This window comes from Actinocrinis puniceicyclus, from assembly GCF_018283645.1.
Lineage (GTDB): Bacteria > Actinomycetota > Actinomycetes > Streptomycetales > Catenulisporaceae > Actinocrinis > Actinocrinis puniceicyclus.
On the sequence record NZ_JAGSXH010000011.1, the window covers coordinates 35970 to 58550 of the forward strand.

The window sequence follows — 22581 nt, forward strand, 5'->3', positions numbered from 1 at the left end:
CTTTCGGACGGGCGGCGCGCGCATTACGGGTGTTACCGCTGGTTGAGGGGACATCTGCTTGAGAGCGCGATCGCTGCGTGTCCGCCCAGTTCCCGGAGGCACCTGATGTCGGATCGGATCGAGGACCCCGCCGCGACCATCGCACCGATCGAGCAGGACGCGCGGCGGGTGCGCCTGGTGTTCGCCGGGGTGATGCTCGGGATGTTCCTGGCCGCGCTGGACCAGACCATCGTGTCCACCGCGCTGCCGACCATCGTCAGCGACCTGGGCGGGGCGGACCACCTGTCCTGGGTGGTGACCGCCTACATGCTGGCCGCGACCGCGACCACGCCGCTGTGGGGCAAGCTCGGCGACCTTTTCGGCCGCAAGGGCGTCTTCCAGGTCTGCATCGTGATCTTCCTGATCGGCTCGATGTTGTGCGGGCTGGCGCACAACATGGTCGAGCTGATCGCCTTCCGCGCGTTCCAGGGCATCGGCGGCGGCGGGCTGATGGTGCTGGCCATGGCGGTCATCGGGGACGTGGTGCCGCCCCGGGACCGCGGCCGGTACCAGGGCGTGATCGGTGCGGTGTTCGGTGTCTCCTCGGTGCTCGGGCCGCTGCTCGGCGGGTTCCTGGTGGACAAGCTGTCCTGGCGCTGGGTCTTCTACGTGAATCTGCCTGTCGGTGTACTGGCCCTGGTGGTCATCGCGATCGCGCTGCGCACCCGAGCGCCGCACGAGCGCCCGCGTATCGACTACCTGGGCACCGCGCTGCTGGCCGCGGCCTCGACCTGCCTGGTGCTGATCACCAGTCTCGGCGGAACCACGTGGGCGTGGAACAGCACCAAGGTGTGGGGGTGCGGAATCGGTGCGGTGGTGCTGCTGTGCGCGTTCGTGCTGGTCGAGCGGCGCGCGTCGGAGCCGGTGCTGCCGCTGCGGCTGTTTCGCAACCGGGTGTTCTCGATGTGCTCGGCGATCGGGTTCGTCGTCGGCCTGTGCATGTTCGGGTCGCTGTCCTTCATCCCGTTGTTCATGCAGGTGGTCAACGGCAACTCGCCGACGGTGTCCGGGTTGCGTCTGCTCCCGCTGATGGCCGGCCTGCTGGTGGCGTCGATCGGCAGCGGCCAACTGATCAGCAGGACCGGGCGGTACAAGGTGTACCCGATCACAGGCACCGCGTTGATGGCTGTAGGGCTGTACCTGCTCTCCCGGATCGATGACACGTCCAGTTCGACTGTCATGGGCGTGGACATGGCGATCTTCGGCTTCGGGCTGGGGTTGACGATGCAGGTGCTGATCATCGCGGTGCAGAACGCGGTGGACTACGCGGACCTGGGCACCGCTACCTCGGGTGCCACCTATTTCCGGTCGATCGGCGGCTCGTTCGGCGCGTCGATCTTCGGCACGATCCTGAACAACCGGCTCTCCATGAACGTCGCAGGCTCGGTCGCGGACGGCAAGTTGCCGCGGACGTTCCCGGTGCGACGCGTTCTCGAGTCGCCGACTTCGGTGCACCGGCTGCCGCCCGGCGAGTCAGCGGCGTTCGTTCACCTGTTCGCGCTGTCGATGCAGAAGGTGTTCCTGGTCGCGGTGCCGATCGCGCTGGTGGCTTTCGTGCTGACACTGTTCCTGCGCGAGGTGCCGCTCCGGGGCGCTACCCGGGAGCCGGATCTGGGCGAGGCCGCGGGCCTGCCGACCTTCCGCAGTTCGCTGGAGGAGATCGAGCGCGCGCTGACCAGCCTGACCAGCCGGCAGAACCTGTGGGACCGCTACGAGGCGGTCATCGCGCGGGCCGGGGCGGACGTCACCGTTGCGCAGGCGTACGGACTTTTCCGGCTCCACCACGCCGGTCCGATCAGCGAGGAGGCCGCGGCGAAGCGGCTCGGTCTGCCGGTCGAACGGGTCCGGGCGAGGATCGACGAACTGGTCGAGCGCGGCCTCGCCGCGCGGGACGAGGGAGGGCTGGTCGCGGTCAGCCCGTCCGGGCTGCACCTCATCGACCAGCTTTCCAGCGCGCGGGAGGAGATCCTGCGCGAGCAACTGGCCGGCTGGTCCCCCGAACAGCACGCGGACCTGCTGGCCATGTTGCATCAGTTGGCGGACAACTCCCTGGACGCACCGAACCGGGCCGTGATGGCGCGTGAGGGCTGAGGTCGATAGGAATTCGCGGGACGGTCAGCGGGCGACCGCGGCCCGTAGCCCCTCGGACCAGGGCGCCGGTTTCAGGTCACCGGGCGTCACCTTCACGATGGTGCGGGTTCCGCGGGCGTGCTCGACTTCGGATCCGTCGTCGCCTGTGGAAACGCAGCGGAACGTGTATACGGCGCTGGTGCGGCCCAGCCGGCCGAGGCCGACCTCGACCAAGAGTTCGCCGCGTTCCCGGGTGAACGGACGCAGGAACTCGATTTCGTAGTGCTTCACCACGACGTGGCTGTCCGACGGGTCGAGCCCGGTCCGCGAGTGGTAGAAGGCCGCCATCGCGCGCTCGACGTGGATCGCGTAGCGCGCGTTGTGCAGCACGCCGACCATGTCCAGTTCGTCGAACCAGACGGTCGAGCGGTGCAGGTAGAGCGGCTTGTCCGCGGCTTCGGCGGTCATCGCGAGCGGAACCATTTGCGGCGTGGCCCCCTGCCCTCGACGTTGCCGAACAGCGCGATGCCGCGCACGTGCACCACGGGGGTCTCCGGGCCGAACACCGTGCCGGAAAGACTGGGCAGCTTTCGCGAGCCGAAGACCGCGCTGCCCTCGTCGTGCAGGATCACTCCGTCCGGTACGCGGATGATCACCTCCCCGAAGATCGCGTTGGCGGTGATGGTGATCTCGCGCTGTTCGAGCACCGCCTCGGTCAGGTCCAGTTCCACAGAGCCGAACAGCGCCCGCGCGTTGAGCCCGGAGCGCACGAGCCAGCGGCCCGTCCGCTTCGCTTCGCCGAAGACGGCGACGACGGGCTCGCCTCCGTAGCGCATGGCCGCGTCGCTGACGGACGTGCCGGCGAGGACCGCGGCGGCCGAGGACGCGGTGGGCGGCGCGAAGACCACCGGCAGGTCGGCCACCAGGGGCCGCAGCTCACCCATGGTCTTGGCGGCGTAGGCGGCTTCCAGCCGCTCGCTGTGCTCGTCGGTGCTGAGCCGCCCTTCCGCGAAGGCGCGCCCGAGCAGTTCGGCGACGTGTTCGCGGTCGGCGTCGGAAGCGCGTAGAGCGAACTCGCGGTCCTCCGGTCCACGCATGGCTGGGGAAGTCACGCCGCTACGCTACCCGTCGCCGGGCCCGCTCGTGAGTGTCCAAGGCCACGTCCTGGGCGGCGCGGGTGGTGGATCGCTCGGGCATAGGCTTCGTCCGTAGTCCGTAGTCCGTAGTCCGTAGTCCGTAGTCCGTAGTCCGTAGTCCGTAGTCCGTAGTCCGTAGTCCGTAGTCCGTTGCGCGCGCCGGTGTTCAGGAGGCTGGTTCATGCCCGAGTTCGCTTATTCAGACCTGCTGCCGCTCGGGCCGGACCAGACCGAGTACCGGCTGCTGACGACGGAGGGCGTGTCGACGGTTTCCGCGGCGGGCCGCACGTTCCTCCAGGTCGAGCCGTCCGCGTTGCGGCTGCTGACGGAGACCGCGATGCACGACATCGCGCACTACCTGCGGCCCGCGCACCTGGCCCAGCTCGCCTCGATCACGACCGACCCGCAGGCTTCGCCGAACGACCGGTTCGTCGCGCTGGACTTGCTGAAGAACGCGAATATCGCGGCCGGGGGCGTGTTGCCGATGTGTCAGGACACCGGGACCGCGATCGTGATGGGCAAGCGCGGGCAGGATGTGTTAACCGACGGGAACGACGAGGCCCACATCGCGCGCGGCGTGTACGACGCCTACACGAGGCTGAACCTGCGGTATTCGCAGATGGCTCCGCTGAGCATGTGGGACGAGAAGAACACCGGGTCGAACCTGCCGGCGCAGATCGAGCTGTACGCGACGGCCGGCGGCGCGTACAAGTTCCTGTTCATGGCGAAGGGCGGCGGCTCGGCGAACAAGTCCTTCCTGTATCAGGAGACGAAAGCCGTCCTGAACCCGAAGGCGATGCTGCGATTCCTGGAGGAGAAGATCCGCTCGCTGGGAACCTCGGCCTGCCCGCCCTACCATCTGGCGATCGTGGTCGGCGGCACGTCGGCCGAGTTCGCGCTCAAGACGGCCAAGTACGCCTCCGCGAAGTATCTCGACACGCTGCCGACCTCGGGTTCACTGCTGGCCCACGGCTTCCGGGACCTGGAGCTGGAGGCCGAGGTGCTGGAGCTGACCCGGCACATCGGCATCGGCGCGCAGTTCGGCGGCAAGTACTTCTGTCACGACGTGCGGGTGATCCGGCTGCCGCGGCACGGGGCCTCCTGCCCGGTCGCGATCGCCGTGTCCTGTTCCGCGGACCGGCAGGCGCTGGCGAAGATCACCGCGCAGGGCGTGTTCCTGGAGCGACTGGAGACCGACCCGGCGCGCTATCTGCCGGAGACCACGCACGAGTCTCTGCTCACGAGCGGCTCCAGCGCAGGTGGCGACGACGTTGTGCGGATCGATCTGAACCGGCCGATGAGCGAGATTCGGGCGGAACTGTCGAAGTACCCGGTCAAGACGCGCCTGTCACTGTCCGGCACGCTTGTGGTCGCGCGGGACATCGCGCACGCGAAGCTCAAGGAACTGCTCGACGCGGGCAAGCCGCTACCGCAGTACATCAAGGACCATCCGGTTTACTACGCCGGTCCCGCAAAGACGCCGGAGGGGTACGCCTCGGGCTCCTTCGGCCCGACGACGGCCGGACGGATGGATCCGTATGTTGATCAGTTCCAGGCCGCCGGTGGCTCGTTCGTGATGCTGGCGAAGGGGAACCGCAGCAGGCAGGTCACCGAGGCGTGCGAAGCGCACGGCGGCTTCTATCTCGGTTCGATCGGCGGTCCGGCGGCGCGGCTGGCGCAGGACTGCATCAAGCATGTCGAGGTGCTCGACTACCCGGAGTTGGGCATGGAGGCGGTCTGGCGGATCGAGGTGGAGGACTTCCCGGCGTTCATCGTGGTCGATGACAAGGGAAACGACTTCTTCCAAGAAGGAACACCTGCGCCGCTCTTCCAGATCGGGCAGAAGGCCTGACACGCGAGCGCCTGGCGACGGTTCCCGTGTGACAGAGCCCGAGCCGCGTCATCTCGCCGAGGTCTATCCAGCCCTGGTCCACTTCTTGGAGACCGCGTTGATGGACCTCGGCGAGCATGCGTTCGTCGATGCCGTCAGCGACCTGCCGTTCCTTGGCTGGTGCAGGTGCAAGCCGGACTGCAACTACTTCCAGACCGGGGATGCCGAAGCAGCAGGCAGCGCATGGATCCATATCGATGACGACGACGCGCCGCGCGTCTGGCTACAGTTGGACCGCGACTGCGCCGCGATCGTCGGGATGGAGATCCACGACTTCGAGCTCAGCTGATGTCCGGGCGCTGCGCGGCGCCCGCAGGTTCGTTTGCACACCCTCCCACCCGTTGCGTTGGCGGGTCAGTCTGCGGTTCAGAACCCGGAACACGAACACAACTCAAGACCAAACCGCCCAGCGCTGAGACCGCTCGGGCACCGGCACTCAGCACAGGAGTTCGTCGCCAAGGGAAACGACTTCTTCACCGATCCCGGGGGCGACAAGCCGTTGCTGCGGATCGGGCAGCGGCCCGAGTAGGCACGCAGGTCGTTCCGCGCGCTGTCGGCGTGTGTACGGCGGGTATTGCGTCGGCGGAACCGTCAGGCCCCGGGACTGCGACGGTTGGGCCGTCCCCGGGGCCTGACGGTTCTTCTCAGGGCTCAGTGTCGCCGTGTCTGCTTTCGCATCTTGAGTGCCGTGCCGCCGAGGAGGAGCAGGCCGGCGCCGGCTACGGCGGGCAACATCGGGCCGCCACCTGTCTCGGCGAGCTTTCCGCCGCTGGTCGATGTCGGTGTCGGTGACTCAGGGAGCTTTGCACCGTGGGGCGGGCTGGTGCTGGACGTTGACGTGACGCTCGCGGTCGGCGTGCTCGTCGCAGTCGCGCTCGTCGAGGGCGACTTGCTAGCGGTCACAGTAGGTGACGCGCTGTGAGACGCAGAAGCGCTCGCGGAAGGTGACGCACTATGAGATGCAGAGGCGCTCGCAGAGGGCGAGGCGCTCTTGGATGGCGAAGCGCTGGCGCTCACCGTCGGAGACGCACTCACCGTGGGTGAAGCACTGGCACTGACCGTAGGAGACGCACTCACCGTCGGCGAAGCACTGGCGCTCACCGTGGGAGACGCACTCACCGTCGGTGAAGCACTGGCGCTCACCGTGGGAGACGCACTCGCACTCACCGTCGGTGAAGCACTGGCACTGACCGTAGGAGACGCACTCACCGTGGGTGAAGCACTCGTGGTCGGCGTAGCGCTCGCGGAGGTCGTTGCGGTCGTGGTCGGCGTAGCACTAGCGGAGGTCGTTGCGGTCGTGGTCGGCGTCGCGCTCGTAGACGTGGTAGCTGTAGCTGTAGCGGTAGGGCTCGGCGAAGTGGTGCTGCACACAGGTCGCGTGACGGTGTTGGTGTCCAGCGACACCTGCCCGTTGCGCGCCAGCAGCCTTCCGGTGATGTTGGCCCCAGTGGTCGCGGTGATGGACGTCAGGGCGAGGATGCTGCCATTGAAGGTCGAGTTCGTTCCCAGCGTCGCCGAGCTGCCCACCTGCCAAAACACGTTGCACGCCTGCGCGCCGTTGATCAGCGCGACGTTGCTGGCCGAGCCGGTGATCAGGGTACTGGCGATCTCGAAGATGAACACCGAACTCGGGTCGCCCTGGCCGTCGAGCGTGACAGTACCGGTCAGGCTCAGACTGGAGGTCGACTTGTAGGCCCCGGCCACGAGAGTCTGGCCGGTCAGATCACCCGCGACCGGCGTGGTGGGGCTTCGGCCCGCGGCGTCGTTGTACGCCGTCGTCAGGTCGCTCTGAGCCTGCGCGGCGACCGCGTCGGCCGAGTGGATGGTCCCGTTGGTCACCATGCCCGGCGGGAACCCGGTGATCGCGGTGCCCGGACTCACGCCCAGATCGCCGCTGATCTGGCTGGCACCGGTGTTGGTGACCGCGGAGCCGGCCAACACCGCGAAACTCGCGGCGGTGCCCAGGTCCACCGGGGCCTGCGCCGCCCTCGCGTTGGGCGCACCGGCGAAAACCATGGCCAACGACACGGCGAGCACGCCGAGAACAGCGAAAGGCGCAGCCAACGCGCCGCGGCGGCGTCGAGCACCGCCCCAGCGCGGCCACGCGAAGTGAACAGTCATCAGAACCCTTTCCGGCTTCGGTGACGCGTCGGCCCATGCGGCACAAACCCGCAGCGATCGATCGAGAAGCAGCGACGTCAGACAGTTCCACCCTGATCAGCGGAAACGCCGGAGCAACCGTCCCGTCGAGCCGGAGGCAGCCAGCGTTCTGCCTAAACGTATCGATCACGAGCCCGGAAATACGGTAGTGAATGGCGGCCAATCGGGTGATTTACGAGCTTTTCCAGGAACGCGATGTATGCCGGAATAGCTCAGGGCTCGACCTGACCGCCTGTCAGGTCACGCCGAAGGCCAAGGCCAGGACCGGGCCCAGAACACGCCGACGCCCTCGGCGTGACCGAGGGCGTCGGAGAATCGGGCAGGAGGGTCGTTCGCAGTCAGGGTCGTCGCGGCCGATCAGGCAGCTGGGGCTCGATGCTGCGCCGCGGACTCAAGCAAACGAACCAAGACCTTAATACCAGTTGTGCGCTTCCCAGAAGGACTGGGCCGCGCACGGCGAGCCGTAACGCCCGTCCATGTAGTGCAGCGTCCACTTGATCTGAGTCACCGGATCGGTGCGCCAGTCGGCGCCCTCAGAGGCCATCTTGTCGCCCGGCAGCGCCTGACCGAGGCCGTAGGCACCGCTCGACTGGTTCGTCGCGGTGACACTCCACCCGGACTCGTGCGTGACGATCCAGTCGAAGCAGCCGAACTGACTGGAGGGCACGATCCGTTCGGCTATCTGATACGCGGTCAGGCCGGCATAAGGGTCCACGTGCTTGACCGCCGGAGCCGCAGCAGGCGGCTTCGTCGTCGTAGGGGCCGCAGCGTGCGGCGCCGCAGGGGGCGACGGCTTGGCGCTGGTCGGTGCCGACGACGCCGTGACAGTCGTGCTCGGCGTCACGACGACGGGCACCGCGCGGTGGGCCACGCTGCGAGAAACGGTGTGCGCAGCCGGTGCAATCGCCGCGTCGGCACTGGGGGTGCCCGTCGCGATGACGCCGACGACGGCGCCGGTCACTGCGGTACACGAGGCGGCGGCGACCGCGATCTTGTGCTTGTGCGCGGTAATGGACTCGGGTATGGACAGGCGAAGCCTGGACACGAACAGCCTTCCGTCTGCCGACGGGCACGACGAAGCCACGGCCGTTAAGGCCGCGGTTCTCTTCCGCTCAGTCGCGCTCGCTCGGCGCCTCGCCCCATCTGACTCTGCGAGCCCCCGGCGGAAACTCACGCCGCGGGTGGCGCGCCCGGGTCCGTTCGATTCGCTTGACCGGAATCCGTCGCGTGGGGCCTGACGCCATGACACTGCCTGATTGTTGCCGCAAACCCCAAATCCTTCGGATGTGGTTTAAATCACAGCAAATACACCCTCCGTGGATATCCGTTAACGCTTCGTCGAGCCCGAGCAGGTCACGTTATTGATCAAAAAAGCCGCAAAAGGCCCCGGGAATCGCTTCCCGGGGCCAAAAGTATGTGGCATGCGTCACAACGCGGTCCGCTTCCCAGCCACCCCGGACGGGCCGCGGACCGCGCGTACCGCGCTCAGACCGCCAGATCCTCCAGCATCTCGGTGACCATGGCGGCGATCGGCGAGCGCTCGGAGCGACTGAGGGTCACGTGCGCGAACAGCGGGTGGCCCTTGAGCTTCTCCACCACCGCCACCACGCCGTCGTAGCGGCCGACACGCAGGTTGTCACGCTGCGCAACGTCGTGCGTCAGCACGATCCGCGACCCCGAGCCGATCCGGGAGAGCACCGTGAGCAGCACATTGCGTTCCAGCGACTGCGCCTCGTCCACGATCACGAAGGAGTCGTGCAGAGAGCGGCCGCGGATGTGCGTGAGCGGCAGGACCTCCAGCATGCCGCGATCCACCACCTCGTCGATCACGTCGCTGGTCGTCAGCGCGCCGAGGGTGTCGAACACCGCCTGTCCCCAGGGGTTCATCTTCTCCCCCTCGGTGCCGGGCAGGTAGCCGAGCTCCTGGCCGCCGACCGCGTACAACGGCCGGAAGACAACCACCTTCCGGTGCTGGCGGCGCTCCATGACCGCCTCAAGGCCCGCGCACAGCGCCAGCGCCGACTTGCCGGTTCCGGCCCGCCCGCCGAGCGAGACGATCCCGACCTCCGGATCCAGCAGCAGATCCAGCGCGATGCGTTGCTCGGCGGAACGGCCGTGCAATCCGAACGCCTCGCGATCGCCGCGCACCAACCGCACCTGCTTGTCCGCCGTGACCCGGCCCAGCGCCTTACCGCGCTCGGACACCAGCACAAGGCCGGTGTGGCACGGCAGGTCAGCGGCCTCAGGCAGCTCGACCTTGCCCTCCTCGTAGAGGCGGTCCACCACGTTGCCGCCGATCTCCAGCTCCGCCATGCCCGTGTAACCGGAGGTGACCGCGAGCTCCGCTCGGTACTCCTCGGCCGGCAACCCGACCGCGGCCGCCTTGACCCGCAGCGGCAGGTCCTTGGAGACCAGCGTGACCTGCCGCCCCTCAGCCTCCAGGTTCTTGGCCACCGAGAGAATGCGCGTGTCGTTGTCCGGCGAGGCGACCGCGGGGCGGAAGCCGGGCGGCAAGACGGTCGGGTCGGTGTGGTTGAGCTCGACACGCAGCGTGCCGTCCGCGGGCCCGACCGGTATGGGCGCGTCGAGACGCCCGTGCTTCACGCGCAGTTCGTCGAGCATCCGCAGCGCGGACCGCGCGAAGTATCCGAGTTCGGGGTGGTGACGCTTGCCTTCGAGTTCACTGACGACCACCAGCGGGATGACGATCTCGTGTTCGTCGAAGCGGGTGATCGCGGCCGGGTCCGCGAGGAGGACGCTGGTGTCCAGCACGAAAGTGCGCCGTTCGGAACGGGCGGAACGGCGCTTGGTTGTAACGGCCACTTAGCACGACTCCCTGTGGCGCACCGTCACCGGCGCGCCCTGTACGAGGGTGGGACTTGCACACCGGTCACAACGGTAAGGAAGGGGGGCGGCTCCAGACGACGAGTTCCGGGGTCTTCTGGCGTGACCGCGGCTTCGTGGCGGCCGTGGATCGAACACCGGAGAGAAAGGCGCTCCCCGCCGCTCCATCCGCGCAGCCGCCGCGGCGACGATCGAAGACGCAGAGTTTTCGGCTGACCACCGGGTCGTGCGGGACAGGCGTTCGGCGTCTGCCAGCCGGGCCGGAGTCACACGTCATACCAGGGCATTACCCGTCGCGGCCTATGCGAAAACGGCTCCGGCGGGTCCTTGGCCGAGACCTGGCGCCCCCACCGCGCCATCACGCACCATAACGGCGTTGACGCAGACTGTAATCGCGCAGCGCGCGCAGGAAATCAATCTTGCGGAACGCGGGCCAGAAAGCCTCGCAGAAATAAAACTCGGAATGCGCCGATTGCCACAGCATGAATCCGGAAAGCCGCTGTTCCCCGGACGTGCGGATAAGCAGGTCCGGATCGGGCAGGCCGCGGGTGTACAGATGCTGCGCGATGTGCTCCACATCGATAACCTGCGCGAGGTCCTCGATCGAGGTGCCGCGCTCGGCCTGTTCCTGCAGCAGCGAGCGCACCGCGTCCGCGATCTCCTGGCGGCCGCCGTAGCCGATGGCCGCGTTGACCACGAGGCCGGGGTTGTCCGCGGTCCGCGCGCCGATCTCCTTGAGGGTGCGGGCGAAGTCGCCGGGCAGCAGGTCGAGCGCGCCGAGCGGGCGGACGCGCCAGCGCCCGGTCTCGGCGAGGCTGCGCACCGAACCCTCGATGATCCGCAGCAGGTCGGCCAGTTCGTCGGCGGGCCGGTTGAAGTTGTCGGTCGAGAACAGCCACAGCGTCACCACCTCGACCCCGGCCTCCTCGCACCAGCCGAGCAGGTCGTGGATCTTGTCCGCGCCGCGCTGGTGCCCGGTGGCGATCTGCTCGCCGACGGACTTGGCCCAGCGCCGATTGCCGTCCATGATCACGCCGACATGGCGCGGTATGCGGGAGCGGTCGAGTCTCGCGGTCAACCGCTTCTCGTACACGCCGTAGACGAGGTCTCGCACGCTCATCTCCGACGCCTCTCCTCGACCCAGCGGTTCTCCTGCGGAACCCTATCCCCATGACAGCCGCCCCGGCCCCGGGAGAAGCGGGGCGGCTGTGAGGATCTGGTGAAGATCCGTTCAGATGACGGCGCGTCGGCTCAGCCGAGCCGCGCCTCCAGGGCACGCAGTTCCTGCCACAGCGGCTGCGGCAGGTGCTCGCCGAAGCGCTCGAAGTGAGCCGGGATCAGCTGCGCCTCGTGCCGCCACGCCTCGGCGTCCACCGAGAGCAGCTGCTCCAGGTCCTTCCCGTCGATCTCCAGGCCGTCCAGGTCGAGCGCGTCCCGGGTCGGTACCGTCCCGATCGGCGTCTCAACACCCTGGGCTCGGCCGTCGAGCCGGTCGACGATCCACTTGAGCACGCGGATGTTCTCGCCGAAGCCGGGCCACAGGAAGCGGCCGTCGGCGCCCTTGCGGAACCAGTTCACGTAGAAGATGCGCGGCAGCTTCGCCGGGTCGGCTCCGGCGCCGACCTCAAGCCAGTGCCCGAAGTAGTCGCCCATGTTGTAGCCGCAGAACGGCAGCATCGCGAAGGGGTCGTAGCGCAGTTCCCCGACTGTGCCCTCGGCCGCCGCGGTCTTCTCGGAGGAGACGTTCGCGCCGAGGAAGACCCCGTGCCGCCACGAGAGCGCCTCGGTGACCAGCGGCACGGAGGTGGCGCGCCGGCCGCCGAACAGGATGGCGCTGATCGGCACGCCCGCGGGGTCCTCCCACTCGGGGGCTATCGTCGGGCACTGCGCGGCCGGAACGCAGAAGCGGGAGTTGGGGTGCGCGGCGGGCTCAGGCGAGTCGGGCGTCCAGTCCCGGCCCTTCCAGTCGGTCAGGTGCGCCGGAGGCCGCCTGGTCAGACCCTCCCACCACACGTCGCCGTCATCGGTCAGGGCGACGTTGGTGAACATGGTGTTGGCGGTCAGCGTGGCGATGGCGTTGGCGTTGGTTTGCTCACCGGTGCCAGGTGCGACGCCGAAGAAGCCGGCCTCGGGGTTGATCGCGTAGAGACGGCCGTCCTCGCCGAAACGCATCCACGCTATGTCGTCGCCGACCGTCTCGACCTTCCAGCCGGGAATCGCCGGGGAAAGCATGGCCAGGTTCGTCTTACCGCAGGCAGACGGGAAACCGGCGGCTATGTACCGTGGCTCGCCGTTCGGCGGAGTCAGCTTGAGGATGAGCATGTGCTCGGCGAGCCAGCCCTCGTCGCGGGCCATGACCGAGGCTATGCGCAAGGCGTAGCACTTCTTGCCGAGCAGTGCGTTACCGCCGTATCCCGAGCCGTACGACCAGATCTCGCGGTCCTCGGGGAAGTGGGTGATGTACTTGGTCGTGTTGCAGGGCCAAGGCACGTCGGCCCGGCCGGGCTCCAGCGGGGCGCCGACCGAGTGGACGGCCTTGACGAAGGCGCCGTTCTCGCCGAGTTCGTTGAGCACCGCCTTGCCCACGCGGGTCATGATCCGCATCGACAACGCGACATAGGCGGAGTCGGTGATCTCGACGCCGAGCGCGGAGAGCGGCGAACCGACCGGGCCCATCGAGAAGGGCACCACGTACATGGTGCGTCCGCGCATCGCGCCGTCGAACAGACCGTGCAGCGTCTGGCGCATCTGAGCGGGAGCGACCCAGTTGTTGGTCGGACCGGCGTCGATCTCGCGCCGCGAGCAGATGAAGGTGCGGTCCTCGACGCGGGCGACGTCGGACGGGTCCGAGGCCGCATAGAAGGAGTTGGGCCGCTTCGCGGGGTTCAGCCGCCGCAGCGTGCCCTTGGCAACCAGTTCGTCGGTGAGCCCGGCCCATTCTTCGTCGGAGCCGTCGCACCACACGACGCGCTCGGGCTTGGCCAACGCGGCGATTTCAGTCACCCAGGAGAGCAGTTCCGGGTGACGGGTCGGTGGATTCTCAGACAAAATGGGTTCAGCAAGGGCAAAGGTCATCGTGCGCACTCCTAGGTGACGCCGGGGGTCCGCACCTCCCGGGCGTGATGAGGGGTGTTTTGGACTATAGCCACGAGTGTCCGCATCGTGGACCCCCCAATCCTACGAACGAGTAACTTACGGGTCCGTAGGTTACGCTGGAGGGGCCAGCGGCAGCACCGGCGCGGCATGGTGCGATGTCCGGAAATACGCCGACGGAGAAGGCCGCGTCGGCGGTCGAGACGGGAGCGCAGTGTGACTAATCTCATGGGCGCGGGCGGAGACGCGCTTGAACCGCGAGGCTCGGCTGTGAGGCACGTCTCCCCCGGTCAGGCTGTGGCGTCCGCCACAGAGGCGGCCGCGGCGCGGCTGCAGAGCGCGAAACCCAAGCTGCGCGGCTGGTTCCACGCGGGGGTCTTCCCGCTCGCGCTGGCGGCCGGGATCGTGTTGATCGCGCTGGCGCCGACCACGGGCACCGCGGTGGCGTGCGCGATCTTCGCGGTCAGTTCGTGGCTGCTGTTCGGTGTGAGCGGGGTCTACCACCGCGGTACCTGGACGCCGAGGACGCACGCGGTGTTGCGGCGCTTGGACCACACCAACATCTTCCTGATCATCGCCGGCACGTACACGCCGCTCGCGGTCGTACTGCTGCCGCGCAACTCGGCCGGGGTGCTGCTGACGCTGGTGTGGGCGGGCGCGCTGATCGGCATCGGGATGCGCGTGTTCTGGCTGCACGCGCCACGGTGGGTGTACGTGCCCTGCTATCTAGCGCTCGGCTGGGCCGCAGTCTTCTACATGCCGCAGTTCCTGCGTTCCGGCGGTTGGAGCGTCGTGGGACTGGTCATCGCGGGCGGGCTGCTCTACTCGATCGGCGCGGTGGTGTACGCGCTCAAACGGCCGAATCCGTCGCCTCGGTGGTTCGGCTTCCACGAGATCTTCCATCTGTTCACCATCGCGGCCTTCACCTGCCACTACGTCGCGATCTCGATCACGGTGTACACGCTGGCGTGAGCCCGGACGGCTCCCACCTCGGCGACGGGCCTCGGGTCGGGCGGGCCTCAGACCGGACGGGCCTCAGGCGCAGAAAGGACCCGGGCATACAAACGCCGCGGGCACGTCCGACAACAGCGCCTCGGCGACCGCGAGGCCGTAACCGGCGAAACGCGGCGCGCGTTCAGCCAGCCGGGCGGCCGCGGCCAGGGCGCGGTGGGCGTCGTCGAGATGGTCGAGCGAACCGGCGGTGACGGCGTACGCGACGAATCCGGCCGCCGCGGCGGACGTCCCGGAGGGGGTCGCGTTGTCCGTCGGGTCGCTCGGCCGGAAGTACAGCGCGTCCGCGTCCTCCGCCGTGTCGTGGAAACCCGTCTCGGAGACGAACTGCGCCCGGACCGTCTCCAGCAGGCTCGCCGCGCGGTCGAGCCACTGCTTGTCACCGGTCGCGGAATACAGCACGCAGAAGCCCTCAGCGACGCAGCCGTAGTCCTCCAGGACCCCGGGGTTCGACGAAGCAATTGCGTCCCGTGAGGTGCGCACGATGCGTCCTTCGCTCATGTGCACGTCGGCGAGCAGCCGGGCCGCGCCCAGCGCCGCGTCGAGCAGATGTGGCTGTTCGAAGGCCAGTGCCGCCTCCACGAGCGCCGTGATCGCCAGTCCGTTCCAGGCGGCGACGACCTTGTCGTCTCGGCGCGGCTGCGGCCGCTCGCCGCGATTCTCCAGCAGGGTGATGCGGAGCCGGTGGTAGCGCGGCTCGTCGTCCGGCATCGGATCGACGGGCATTTGCAGGACCGACGTGCCGTGCTCGAAGGTTCCCTCTTCGGTGACGTTGAAGAACCGCGCGGCCCAGGTGCCGTCCGCTTCGCCGAGCGCCTCGCGCAGCTGGGCAGGCGTCCAGACGTATGTCAGGCCCTCGACGCCGTCGGTGTCCGCGTCGAGCGCGGAGGCGAAGCCGCCCCCGCCCGTGCGCAACGACACGAGCAGGAACTTCGCGGTCTGGATGGCGACACGCGCGAAGAAGCCGGAGCCGGTCGCCTTGTGCAGCAACGTGTATACACGCAATAGCAGTGCATTGTCGTAAAGCATCTTCTCGAAGTGCGGGACCGTCCACGTCGCGTCGACCGCGTACCGGGCGAATCCGCCGGCGAGCTGATCGTAAATCCCTCCGCGCGCCATCGCCTCGCAGGTACGCCGCACCATGTCCAGGGCCTGAGGCGAGGAGGTGCGCGCGTGGTGGCGCAGCAGGTGCAGCAGCGTCATCGACGGCGGGAACTTGGGCGCGCCGCCGAAACCGGCGTGCGCTGGGTCGAATTCGCGCGCCAGCGCCTCGACCGCCACGGCCAGCGCGCCATCCCCCGGCGCGGCTCCGTCCACCGGCACGGCGCTCTGCGCGAGCCGGCCGGCGATGTCCTCCCCCACCTGCTCGACCTCGGAGCGCCGCTCCCGCCAGGTCGTGCTCACCGCGTCGAGCACGGCGCGGAACGAGGGCATACCGCCGCGCGATTCCCGCGGGAAGTACGTGCCGCAGTAGAAGGGGCGCCCCGCGGGCGTGGCGAACACGGTCATCGGCCAGCCGCCCTGACCGGTCATCGCCTGGGTCGCGGTCATGTATACGGCGTCGACGTCCGGCCGCTCCTCGCGGTCCACCTTGACGCACACGAACCCGGCGTTCATCGCCGCCGCCGTGCCCTGGTCCTCGAATGATTCGTGCGCCATCACGTGGCACCAATGGCAGGCCGCGTACCCGATCGAGATGAGCAGCGGCACGTCCCGGCGCCGCGCCTCGGCGAACGCCTCCTCACCCCACGGCCACCAGTCCACCGGGTTGTCCGCGTGCTGGAGGAGGTAGGGCGAGGTCGCCGCGCCGAGCCGGTTCATGGGCACAGTGTCCCATAGCGACTACCGATGGTTGCCTGTGCCGTTCACCGAGGCGTCCTGATCAGGTCAGCGGTTCGCCGCCGTGAACTGCGTGTAGCGCTCCTCAATGGCCGACGGATCCGGCCTTTGCACGCGCGACCTCGGCACTTCCAGTCGAACGCCCGCCATCTCCTGCAGGCCGTGCCGCAGCATCGGACCGTCGACCTCGTGCAGGATGTCGAGCCGGACCTCGACCTTCAGATCGGGGCGTACGCCGAGGATGTCCTGGTCGTAAGCGGCATGGTGGATCTTGCACAGCGCCATGCCGTTGGAGACCGCGGGGATGCCCATCGGATGCTTGTCGCGGCGGATGTGCGCGGCGTCGAGCAGCGACGGGTGCGCTAGCCGACACATCGCGCAGCGCCTTTCGTAGGCGTGCATGACCCGTGCCCGGAAGACCGGCTGGTGTACCCGGCGATACGTCTGGACGGCGCGGTACTCGCGTTCCAGGACAGAAGGCGGAGCCTGCGCGATGGATTCGACCGGCACGTCGGTGGAGACGACGAACTGGTGACCGGTCGCTTCCTCGGCCACGGCGTAGACCGGAAAGATCGCCAGGTACTGGCTTTGGGCGATGCCGTAGAACCAGATCATGGGCAAGCGGTCCTCCATCGAGCCGCGCACTGCTCGATTGTCGGCCTGCTGCGGATCGGTACTGCGGTACTTGTAGCGCAGCAAGCCGTCTTCACCGAACGCATCCTCGTACGGGGCGGCTTGCGGGGACGGCCGGTAGGTGGTCAGCAACGACACGGCGCCGCGCAGAACCTTCGGCCTGCGGATACCCCGGTTGTGGTCGATCAGCGGGATGCGTTCGCCCTCGAAGCAGAAGCTCAGCAGTTCTTCGCGGGTGACCATCGGCGCCCCGTCGTCGCTCCTGGTGGACAGCCACGCGAACGCGGCGGCGCGGAAACGCGCGTCATACTCGGCGCTGCGCATCGTGGGCATTCCGGCACCTTGGCATCCGTCTCAGTGCTTTGTCCAGCAATGCGGCCGGATCGATTTCAGCGGTCTGCCGCGGCGCCTCCCGCAGAGGCCGGGGCACCCGAGTAAGCCCGCGCGGCGCTCGGTTGACCTGCCCAGCGGCAGGCGACGGCGGCCGCTTGGGAGTTCCCTTATCGTCGGCTGCATGAGCGCAAGCGATGACACCCTACGCAGCGTCCGCGTCGACCGTGTCGAGGCCGGACAGTACACCGCCACCAATCCGCGCGGCGGCACGATCAGTTTCGGCTCCGGCGGCGCCGCTTTCTCGCCGGTCGAGTTGCTGCTCGCCGCGATCGGCGGCTGCACCGCGATCGACGCCGACGTGGCCACGAGCCGGCACGCCGAGCCGACCGGCTTCTCCGTAACGGTCACCGGCCACAAGATCAGCGACGAACAGGGCAGCCGGATGACCGACCTGAACGTCACCTTCCGCGTTACCTTCCCGGAGGGCGCGGAAGGCGACGCGGCCCGCACGATCCTGCCGCGCGCCGTCAAGCTCTCGCACGACCGGTTGTGCACGGTCAGCCGCACGATCGAGGCCGGCACGCCGGTCACGTCGACGATCGCCGACGACGCGTGAGCACGGCGGCGTAGAACCCGAAACCGGACCACGCACCCGCTGACGCGGGGCGCGGCAGGCGCTTGTCAGTGCGTGTCAGGCCGATGTCAGGGGTGCGTGCGAACTTGGCGGCATGACACAGACAAGGGTTGCGGCGACGAAGAGCGAGTCCGCGGTGTCGACCCGGGGCCTGGTGAAGCGGTTCGGCGGGCAGAGGGCCGTGGACGGGGTGGACCTCGACGTCCCGGCCGGCTCCGTGTTCGGGCTGCTCGGACCCAACGGAGCCGGCAAGACCACCATCGTGCGCATGCTCGCCACCCTGCTGGCTCCGGACGGCGGCACGGCCGAGGTCGGCGGCCTCGACGTGGTGCGGAATGCGCACGCGGTACGCCGGCTGATCGGCCTGACCGGCCAGTACGCCTCGGTCGACGAGGCGCTCAGCGGCCGGGAGAACCTCTACATGATCGGGCGGTTGCTGGACATGCCGGCCAAGGCCGCGCGGGCGCGGGCCGACGAACTGCTGGAGACCTTCGGGCTGACCGACGCGGCCAGGAAACGGGCGAAGGAGTACTCCGGCGGCATGCGCCGGCGGCTGGACCTGGCCGCCTCGCTGGTCGGCACGCCGCAGGTGCTCTTCCTCGACGAGCCGACCACCGGCCTGGACCCGCAGCGGCGCAACGACCTGTGGGGCATCGTGCGCGAACTGGCCTGGAACGGGACGACGGTCCTGCTGACGACCCAGTACATGGAGGAGGCCGAGGCGCTGACCCGGCACATCGCGGTGATGGACCGCGGCCGGATCATCGCCTCCGGATCACCCGACGAGCTCAAGCACCAGGTGTCCGGGCGCCGGCTGCGGGTGCGGCCCGTCGACGCCGCCGACCTGCCGGTGCTCCAGGGCCTGATGGCCGAGGCCCTCGGCGCCGCCCGGGAGGAGGACCTCGGCTACGTGACGGGGCCGCTGGCCGAGGACGAGAAGCTGAACCAGGTGCTGCGGGAGGTCGCCGCCAAGGAGATCGCACTGGCCGATCTGAGCACGTTCACCGCCTCGCTGGACGAGGTCTTCATCACGCTGACGGGCACCGGAAGGGAAGATCACTGATGAGTACGGCGGAAGCTGGGCTGGCGCGCGCGAGGGGGGCCGCGGCGGCGGGCCGGGTGTCGCCGCGCGAGTGGCTGCGGCACAGCGGAACGATGATCCGGCGCAATCTGCTGTCGATCAAGGCGGACCCGGAGGAGCTCGTCGATGTGACGATCTTCCCGCTCATCATGACCGTGCTGTTCACGTACGTGTTCGGTGGCGCGATGAAGGGCAGCGTCAACGGGAACTACCTGGAGTTCCTGGTGCCCGGGATCCTGGCGCAGATGCTCACCTTCGGCACCATGTACACGGGGATCAAGCTGAGCAACGACTTCTCCAAGGGAGTCATCGACCGCTTCCGCTCGCTGCCGATCGCGCGCTCGGCCGTGCTGAACGGGCACATCGTCGCGGCGATGCTGCGGCTGCTGATCGCGGCGGCCATCACCACCGGCTCAGCGGCCGTGCTCGGATTCCGCGTGCACACCTCCGCGCCGGCCTTCCTGGCGGGCCTCGGGGTGCTGATGACCCTCGGGCTGGCGATCTCGTGGGTGGCGGTCTACATCGGCTCGATCGCGAAAACGCCGCAGGCGGTCCAGGGCGTGGGCCAACTGGTGCTGTTCCCGATGATGTTCGCCTCGTCGATCTTCGCGCCGACGAACACCATGCCGGGCTGGCTCCAGGCCTTCGTGAAGGTCAATCCGCTGACCACCGCCGCGGACTCGGCCCGGGCGCTGATGATCGGCGGACCCGCCTTCCACCCGGTATGGGTCACGCTGGCCTGGTCGGCGGCGCTGACTGTCGTGTTCGCGCCGCTCGCGGTGCGGGCCTACCGGCGACGCAGCTGACCGCGGCCGGTGCGCCGCCGGTCATCGGGAGAGCGAGGCGGCGCACTCTCGCGCGAGAGCCAAGGCGGCCTGCGCGGTAAGCGCCCGGCCCTCGGCGAAGGCGCGCTCGTACTCATCGGGGGCGAGCGCGCCGCGCGTCTTGACCGCGACCCGCGCCACGTCGACCTGTCGCGCCGCCGGCAGTGGCGCGGGCCGGACCACACCGACCGCGCCGAGAAGCACCGCGGCCTGCCGGGCCTGCCCGGCGCCCTCAGCGGCGGCGGCCAGCCCCTGGATACAGAAGGCCACGTCGGACCGGTCGTACAACAGCGTCGTCGCGGCAATCAGTCCGTCGCGGAAATGCCCGGCGGCCTCGCGTGGCCGGCCCTGGCAGACGGCCAGGAACCCCGCGGTGATCTCGTACTGGCCGCGGAACGGGCCGAAGTGGCCGCGGTCCGCGATCTTGCGGCTCTCGGCCAGCCGGGCGGCCGCGGTCTCCAGGTCACCGCGGCGACGGGCGAGTTCGGCGCGGGTGAGCAGCAGGTAGGGGCGCAGTTCCACGCCGCCCGGGCGGTCCGCCATGCGCCGCTCGGTCAGCTCCATGATCCGATCGGCCTCCCGCGGCTCGCCGAGGAACTCGTGTTCCCAGGCGCGCTGAAGGCCGATCATGCCGAGGTCGCCGGTCGCGCCGAGTTGCTCGGCGACCACTCCCGCCTCGGCGAAGGTCTCCAGCGCCGCGCGATGTTCGCCGCGCAGGCTCTGCACGTAGCCGAGTGCCTGTCCGCTTTCAGCGATACCCCATCGGTCGCCGACCCGGCGAAACAGTTCGAGCGCCTTACGGGTGCACGCCTCGGCCGCGGCGGTGTCCTCGTCGGCCAGCAGCCGGGAGCGGAACATCAGGATCAAGCCGGCGTCCCATTCGCGGCCCTCGGCCAAGGCTGCGGCCTGCGTCCTGTCGACGGTGTCCGCGAGCCTTTTCGCGTCGGACATCGACAGCAGCAGGTCCACCAGGACGGCGATGGTGTGATAGCCGCCGCAGCCGCGGAAAACGGCGCTCGAACGGTTCAGCAACGCCATCGAGTCGTCGATCTCGGTGCCGGTGTCGAAGGAGGTGATCGCGCACAGCGCCAGCACGATCGCGTACTGCGCGCAGTCGGTCGGCCCCTCGCGTTCGGCCAGTTCGGCAACGGCGGCGAACAGCGGCTGTGTGTCGCGGCGCCCGCGTAGCATCCAGTACCAGCTCAGATTCGTCGACAGGCTCAGCGCGGTGACCGCGTCCGCGCGTTTGAGTGCCCAGGCCAAGGCGGCGCGCAGATTGTCGTCCTCGGTGTCGAGCAGGTGGATCCAACGCAGCTGATCGGCGCCGCGCAGCTGCGGATCCGCTTCGGCGGCCAGGCGCGCGTAGTAGGCGGCGTGCCGGTCGCGGGCCGCCCGCTCGCAGCCGGACTCCGCCAGCCGGGCACGGGCATACTCGCGGATGGTCTCCAGCAACCGGTAGCGCATCGCGCCGTCGTCGAGCCGGTCCGCCACCACCAGCGACTTGGCCACCAGCCGGCCGAGAACGTCCAGCACCTCCGCGCCGGCCACGGCCTCGACGTCCTCCAGGCTCGCCCCGCCGACGAACACGGAACAGGCCGCCAGCACCTCGCGCTCCTGGCCGTCCAGCAGTTCCCAGCTCCAGTCCACGACCGCTCGCAGCGTCTGTTGACGCGGCAGCGCGGTACGCGCCCCGGCGGTCAACAGCCGGAACCGGTCGTCAAGCCGGTCCGCGACCTGGCGCGCGGTCAGCAGGCTGAAGCGGGCCGCGGCCAGCTCCAGGGCCAGCGGGATGCCGTCGAGCCGGCGGCAGATCTCCGCCAGCGCCTCGCCGTCCGCGCCGTCGGTGGCCAGATCGGGACGCACCGCGCGGCCGCGTTCCAGCAACAGCTGCATCGCCGCGTAGTCGCCGAGCCGCGCGTGCTCGGCGTCCACCGGCGGGACCGGGAGCGGGTTCACCGGCAGCCGGACCTCGCCGGGCACGGCGAGCGGCTCGCGGCTGGTGGTCAGGATGGTCACCCGCGGGCAGCGCTCGAGGATCAGCGCGGCCAGATCCGCGGCGGCGTCCACGACGTGCTCGCAGTTGTCCAGGACGAGCAGCATGCTGCGATCGGCGAGGGTGGCCGCGACGCGGGTGCGGTAGTCCCGGTGGTCGGCGGCGCGGCGGGCCCGCTCGGTCACCATCAGGTCGCGTCCGCCGACCGCGGTGAGCACCTCGGCCGCCACGGCGTCCGCGCCGACCGGGGCCAGTTCCGCGACGACGGCCCCGTCGTGCGCGTAGGCGACCGCCTTCGCCACGGACGTCTTGCCCGCTCCCCCGGCGCCGACGAGTGTGACCAGCCGGGTGGTGCCGAGCCGGGCGGTGATCTCGGCGATCAGCACGTCCCGTCCGATGAGCCGGACGCCCGCGGGCGCGGCGCGGTGGACAGTGGCAGGAGGGGCACGGTGCACGGCGGGTGCCCGCTCGGCGAGGGCGCGGGCCTTCCAGCACTCGGCCTCGATGCGACGCGATTCGTCGGCCAGGTCCGGTACGTCCGCGAACTCGGCCAGCGGTTCCGGCCCGGCCAGCGCCAGCGCCTCGCGGGCCGCGGCCGGGGTGCCCTCCGCGAGCAGCCGGTCGAACCGGGCCAGATCCACCTGCTCCGCCGCGACGGCGAGCAGGTAGCCGTGCGGGCGGGATACCACCGCGTCCGTCCCGAGCACCCGCCGCAGCCGGGAGATGAGCGCCTGCAGGGCGTTGGCGCTCGGCGGTTCGCCGTCCCAGAGCTGGTCGGCGAGGTATTCGGGGCGCCGCGGCACGCCGGGGGTCAGCGCGAGCAGGGCGAGCAGGGAGCGCAGCCGGCGCCCGGGCACCTCGAGCGCCACGCCGTCGCGCCGCGCCTCGACGCCGCGCAGCACGAAGACGCGCAGGCCGGTTACCGAGGTGTGTTCCACGCGCCCATTGTGACCAATCAGGCCGTTGGGCGGCGTGCCGATTACGCCCACGGCGGACAGCG

The 22581-nt window shown here is 69.3% G+C and carries 17 protein-coding genes and 1 pseudogene; 8 read left to right on the plus strand and 10 right to left on the minus strand.

The features are described 5' to 3' along the window. The first annotated feature begins 105 nt into the window (after window positions 1–105). Window positions 106–2130: an MFS transporter gene (locus KGA66_RS05240; RefSeq protein ID WP_211465100.1), complete on the plus strand. Its 2025-nt coding sequence runs from the start codon at window positions 106–108 to the stop codon at window positions 2128–2130. A 24-nt stretch (window positions 2131–2154) separates the two neighbouring features. On the opposite strand, the gene KGA66_RS05245 is transcribed toward KGA66_RS05240, so the two are convergent. Beyond that, a complete protein-coding gene (locus KGA66_RS05245) occupies window positions 2155–2577 on the minus strand; it encodes an acyl-CoA thioesterase (protein ID WP_211465102.1) in 423 nt (140 codons plus the stop codon). Further along, window positions 2574–3221 (minus strand): DUF1707 SHOCT-like domain-containing protein, encoded by a 648-nt coding sequence (locus tag KGA66_RS05250; RefSeq protein WP_211465104.1) that lies wholly within the window; start codon window positions 3219–3221, stop codon window positions 2574–2576. The genes KGA66_RS05245 and KGA66_RS05250 overlap by 4 nt, the downstream gene beginning before the upstream one ends. A 205-nt stretch (window positions 3222–3426) precedes the next feature. On the opposite strand from KGA66_RS05250, the gene KGA66_RS05255 reads away from it, so the two are divergent. Further along, window positions 3427–5097, plus strand: coding sequence for a fumarate hydratase (locus KGA66_RS05255; RefSeq protein ID WP_211465113.1), 1671 nt, complete (start codon window positions 3427–3429; stop codon window positions 5095–5097). Between the two features lie 28 nt (window positions 5098–5125). Further along, window positions 5126–5425, plus strand: a complete 300-nt coding sequence (locus KGA66_RS05260) for a hypothetical protein (protein WP_211465115.1) — start codon at window positions 5126–5128, stop codon at window positions 5423–5425. Between the two features lie 1148 nt (window positions 5426–6573). On the opposite strand, the pseudogene KGA66_RS31975 reads toward KGA66_RS05260, so the two are convergent. Next, window positions 6574–7077, minus strand: a pseudogene (locus KGA66_RS31975) (ice-binding family protein); the annotation flags it as partial. On the opposite strand from KGA66_RS31975, the gene KGA66_RS29755 reads away from it, so the two are divergent. Next, window positions 6968–7249, plus strand: coding sequence for a hypothetical protein (locus tag KGA66_RS29755; protein ID WP_246507059.1), 282 nt, complete (start codon window positions 6968–6970; stop codon window positions 7247–7249). The pseudogene KGA66_RS31975 and the gene KGA66_RS29755 overlap by 110 nt on opposite strands. Window positions 7250–7708: 459 nt before the next feature. Here the strand turns inward: KGA66_RS29755 and KGA66_RS05270 are convergent, their stop codons facing one another. The 4 genes from KGA66_RS05270 to KGA66_RS05285 all read right to left on the minus strand — a co-directional run bounded on the left by KGA66_RS05270 (window position 7709) and on the right by KGA66_RS05285 (window position 13215). After that, a complete protein-coding gene (locus tag KGA66_RS05270) occupies window positions 7709–8341 on the minus strand; it encodes an aggregation-promoting factor C-terminal-like domain-containing protein (RefSeq protein WP_211465119.1) in 633 nt (210 codons plus the stop codon). Between the two features lie 440 nt (window positions 8342–8781). After that, on the minus strand, window positions 8782–10119 hold the full coding sequence (gene phoH2, locus KGA66_RS05275) for an RNA 5'-3' helicase PhoH2 (protein ID WP_211465121.1): 1338 nt from the start codon (window positions 10117–10119) through the stop codon (window positions 8782–8784). Between the two features lie 379 nt (window positions 10120–10498). Continuing rightward, the gene (locus KGA66_RS05280) at window positions 10499–11260 is read right to left on the minus strand and encodes an isoprenyl transferase (protein ID WP_211465123.1); all 762 of its coding nucleotides are present in this window, start codon (window positions 11258–11260) and stop codon (window positions 10499–10501) included. Window positions 11261–11391: 131 nt separating this feature from the next. Beyond that, window positions 11392–13215: a phosphoenolpyruvate carboxykinase (GTP) gene (locus tag KGA66_RS05285; protein ID WP_211465125.1), complete on the minus strand. Its 1824-nt coding sequence runs from the start codon at window positions 13213–13215 to the stop codon at window positions 11392–11394. Window positions 13216–13461: 246 nt separating this feature from the next. Here KGA66_RS05285 and trhA point away from each other — a divergent pair, with 246 nt between their 5' ends. Next, window positions 13462–14205 carry a PAQR family membrane homeostasis protein TrhA gene (trhA, locus tag KGA66_RS05290; protein ID WP_211465186.1) on the plus strand — a complete coding sequence of 248 codons (744 nt, stop codon included), beginning with the start codon at window positions 13462–13464 and terminating at the stop codon, window positions 14203–14205. A gap of 63 nt (window positions 14206–14268) precedes the next feature. Here trhA and KGA66_RS05295 read toward each other — a convergent pair whose 3' ends face one another. After that, entirely contained in the window at window positions 14269–16065 is a 1797-nt protein-coding gene (locus tag KGA66_RS05295) for a thioredoxin domain-containing protein (RefSeq protein WP_211465127.1), read from the minus strand. Between the two features lie 66 nt (window positions 16066–16131). After that, complete coding sequence (locus KGA66_RS05300) at window positions 16132–17049, minus strand: HNH endonuclease (protein WP_211465129.1); 918 nt, start codon at window positions 17047–17049, stop codon at window positions 16132–16134. 181 nt (window positions 17050–17230) lie between these two features. On the opposite strand from KGA66_RS05300, the gene KGA66_RS05305 reads away from it, so the two are divergent. The 3 genes from KGA66_RS05305 to KGA66_RS05315 all read left to right on the plus strand — a co-directional run bounded on the left by KGA66_RS05305 (window position 17231) and on the right by KGA66_RS05315 (window position 19570). After that, complete coding sequence (locus KGA66_RS05305; RefSeq protein WP_211465131.1) at window positions 17231–17665, plus strand: OsmC family protein; 435 nt, start codon at window positions 17231–17233, stop codon at window positions 17663–17665. 112 nt (window positions 17666–17777) lie between these two features. After that, on the plus strand, window positions 17778–18746 hold the full coding sequence (locus KGA66_RS05310; protein ID WP_211465133.1) for an ATP-binding cassette domain-containing protein: 969 nt from the start codon (window positions 17778–17780) through the stop codon (window positions 18744–18746). Further along, window positions 18746–19570 (plus strand): ABC transporter permease, encoded by an 825-nt coding sequence (locus KGA66_RS05315; protein ID WP_211465135.1) that lies wholly within the window; start codon window positions 18746–18748, stop codon window positions 19568–19570. The genes KGA66_RS05310 and KGA66_RS05315 overlap by 1 nt, the downstream gene beginning before the upstream one ends. Window positions 19571–19591: 21 nt before the next feature. Here the strand turns inward: KGA66_RS05315 and KGA66_RS05320 are convergent, their stop codons facing one another. Then, on the minus strand, window positions 19592–22519 hold the full coding sequence (locus tag KGA66_RS05320; protein ID WP_211465137.1) for an ATP-binding protein: 2928 nt from the start codon (window positions 22517–22519) through the stop codon (window positions 19592–19594). Between the last annotated feature and the right edge of the window lie 62 nt (window positions 22520–22581).

What these genes read in the sequence shown, in the direction of transcription:
- KGA66_RS05240 (WP_211465100.1), top strand. Translation starts at nt 106, where the DNA reads ATGTCGGATCGGATCGAGGACCCCGCCGCGACCATCGCACCGATCGAG.
- KGA66_RS05245 (WP_211465102.1), bottom strand. Translation starts at nt 2,577, where the DNA reads ATGACCGCCGAAGCCGCGGACAAGCCGCTCTACCTGCACCGCTCGACC.
- KGA66_RS05255 (WP_211465113.1), top strand. Translation starts at nt 3,427, where the DNA reads ATGCCCGAGTTCGCTTATTCAGACCTGCTGCCGCTCGGGCCGGACCAG.
- KGA66_RS05280 (WP_211465123.1), bottom strand. Translation starts at nt 11,260, where the DNA reads ATGAGCGTGCGAGACCTCGTCTACGGCGTGTACGAGAAGCGGTTGACC.
- KGA66_RS05285 (WP_211465125.1), bottom strand. Translation starts at nt 13,215, where the DNA reads ATGACCTTTGCCCTTGCTGAACCCATTTTGTCTGAGAATCCACCGACC.
- trhA (WP_211465186.1), top strand. Translation starts at nt 13,462, where the DNA reads ATGGGCGCGGGCGGAGACGCGCTTGAACCGCGAGGCTCGGCTGTGAGG.
- KGA66_RS05295 (WP_211465127.1), bottom strand. Translation starts at nt 16,065, where the DNA reads ATGAACCGGCTCGGCGCGGCGACCTCGCCCTACCTCCTCCAGCACGCG.
- KGA66_RS05300 (WP_211465129.1), bottom strand. Translation starts at nt 17,049, where the DNA reads ATGCCCACGATGCGCAGCGCCGAGTATGACGCGCGTTTCCGCGCCGCC.
- KGA66_RS05305 (WP_211465131.1), top strand. Translation starts at nt 17,231, where the DNA reads ATGAGCGCAAGCGATGACACCCTACGCAGCGTCCGCGTCGACCGTGTC.
- KGA66_RS05310 (WP_211465133.1), top strand. Translation starts at nt 17,778, where the DNA reads ATGACACAGACAAGGGTTGCGGCGACGAAGAGCGAGTCCGCGGTGTCG.
- KGA66_RS05315 (WP_211465135.1), top strand. Translation starts at nt 18,746, where the DNA reads ATGAGTACGGCGGAAGCTGGGCTGGCGCGCGCGAGGGGGGCCGCGGCG.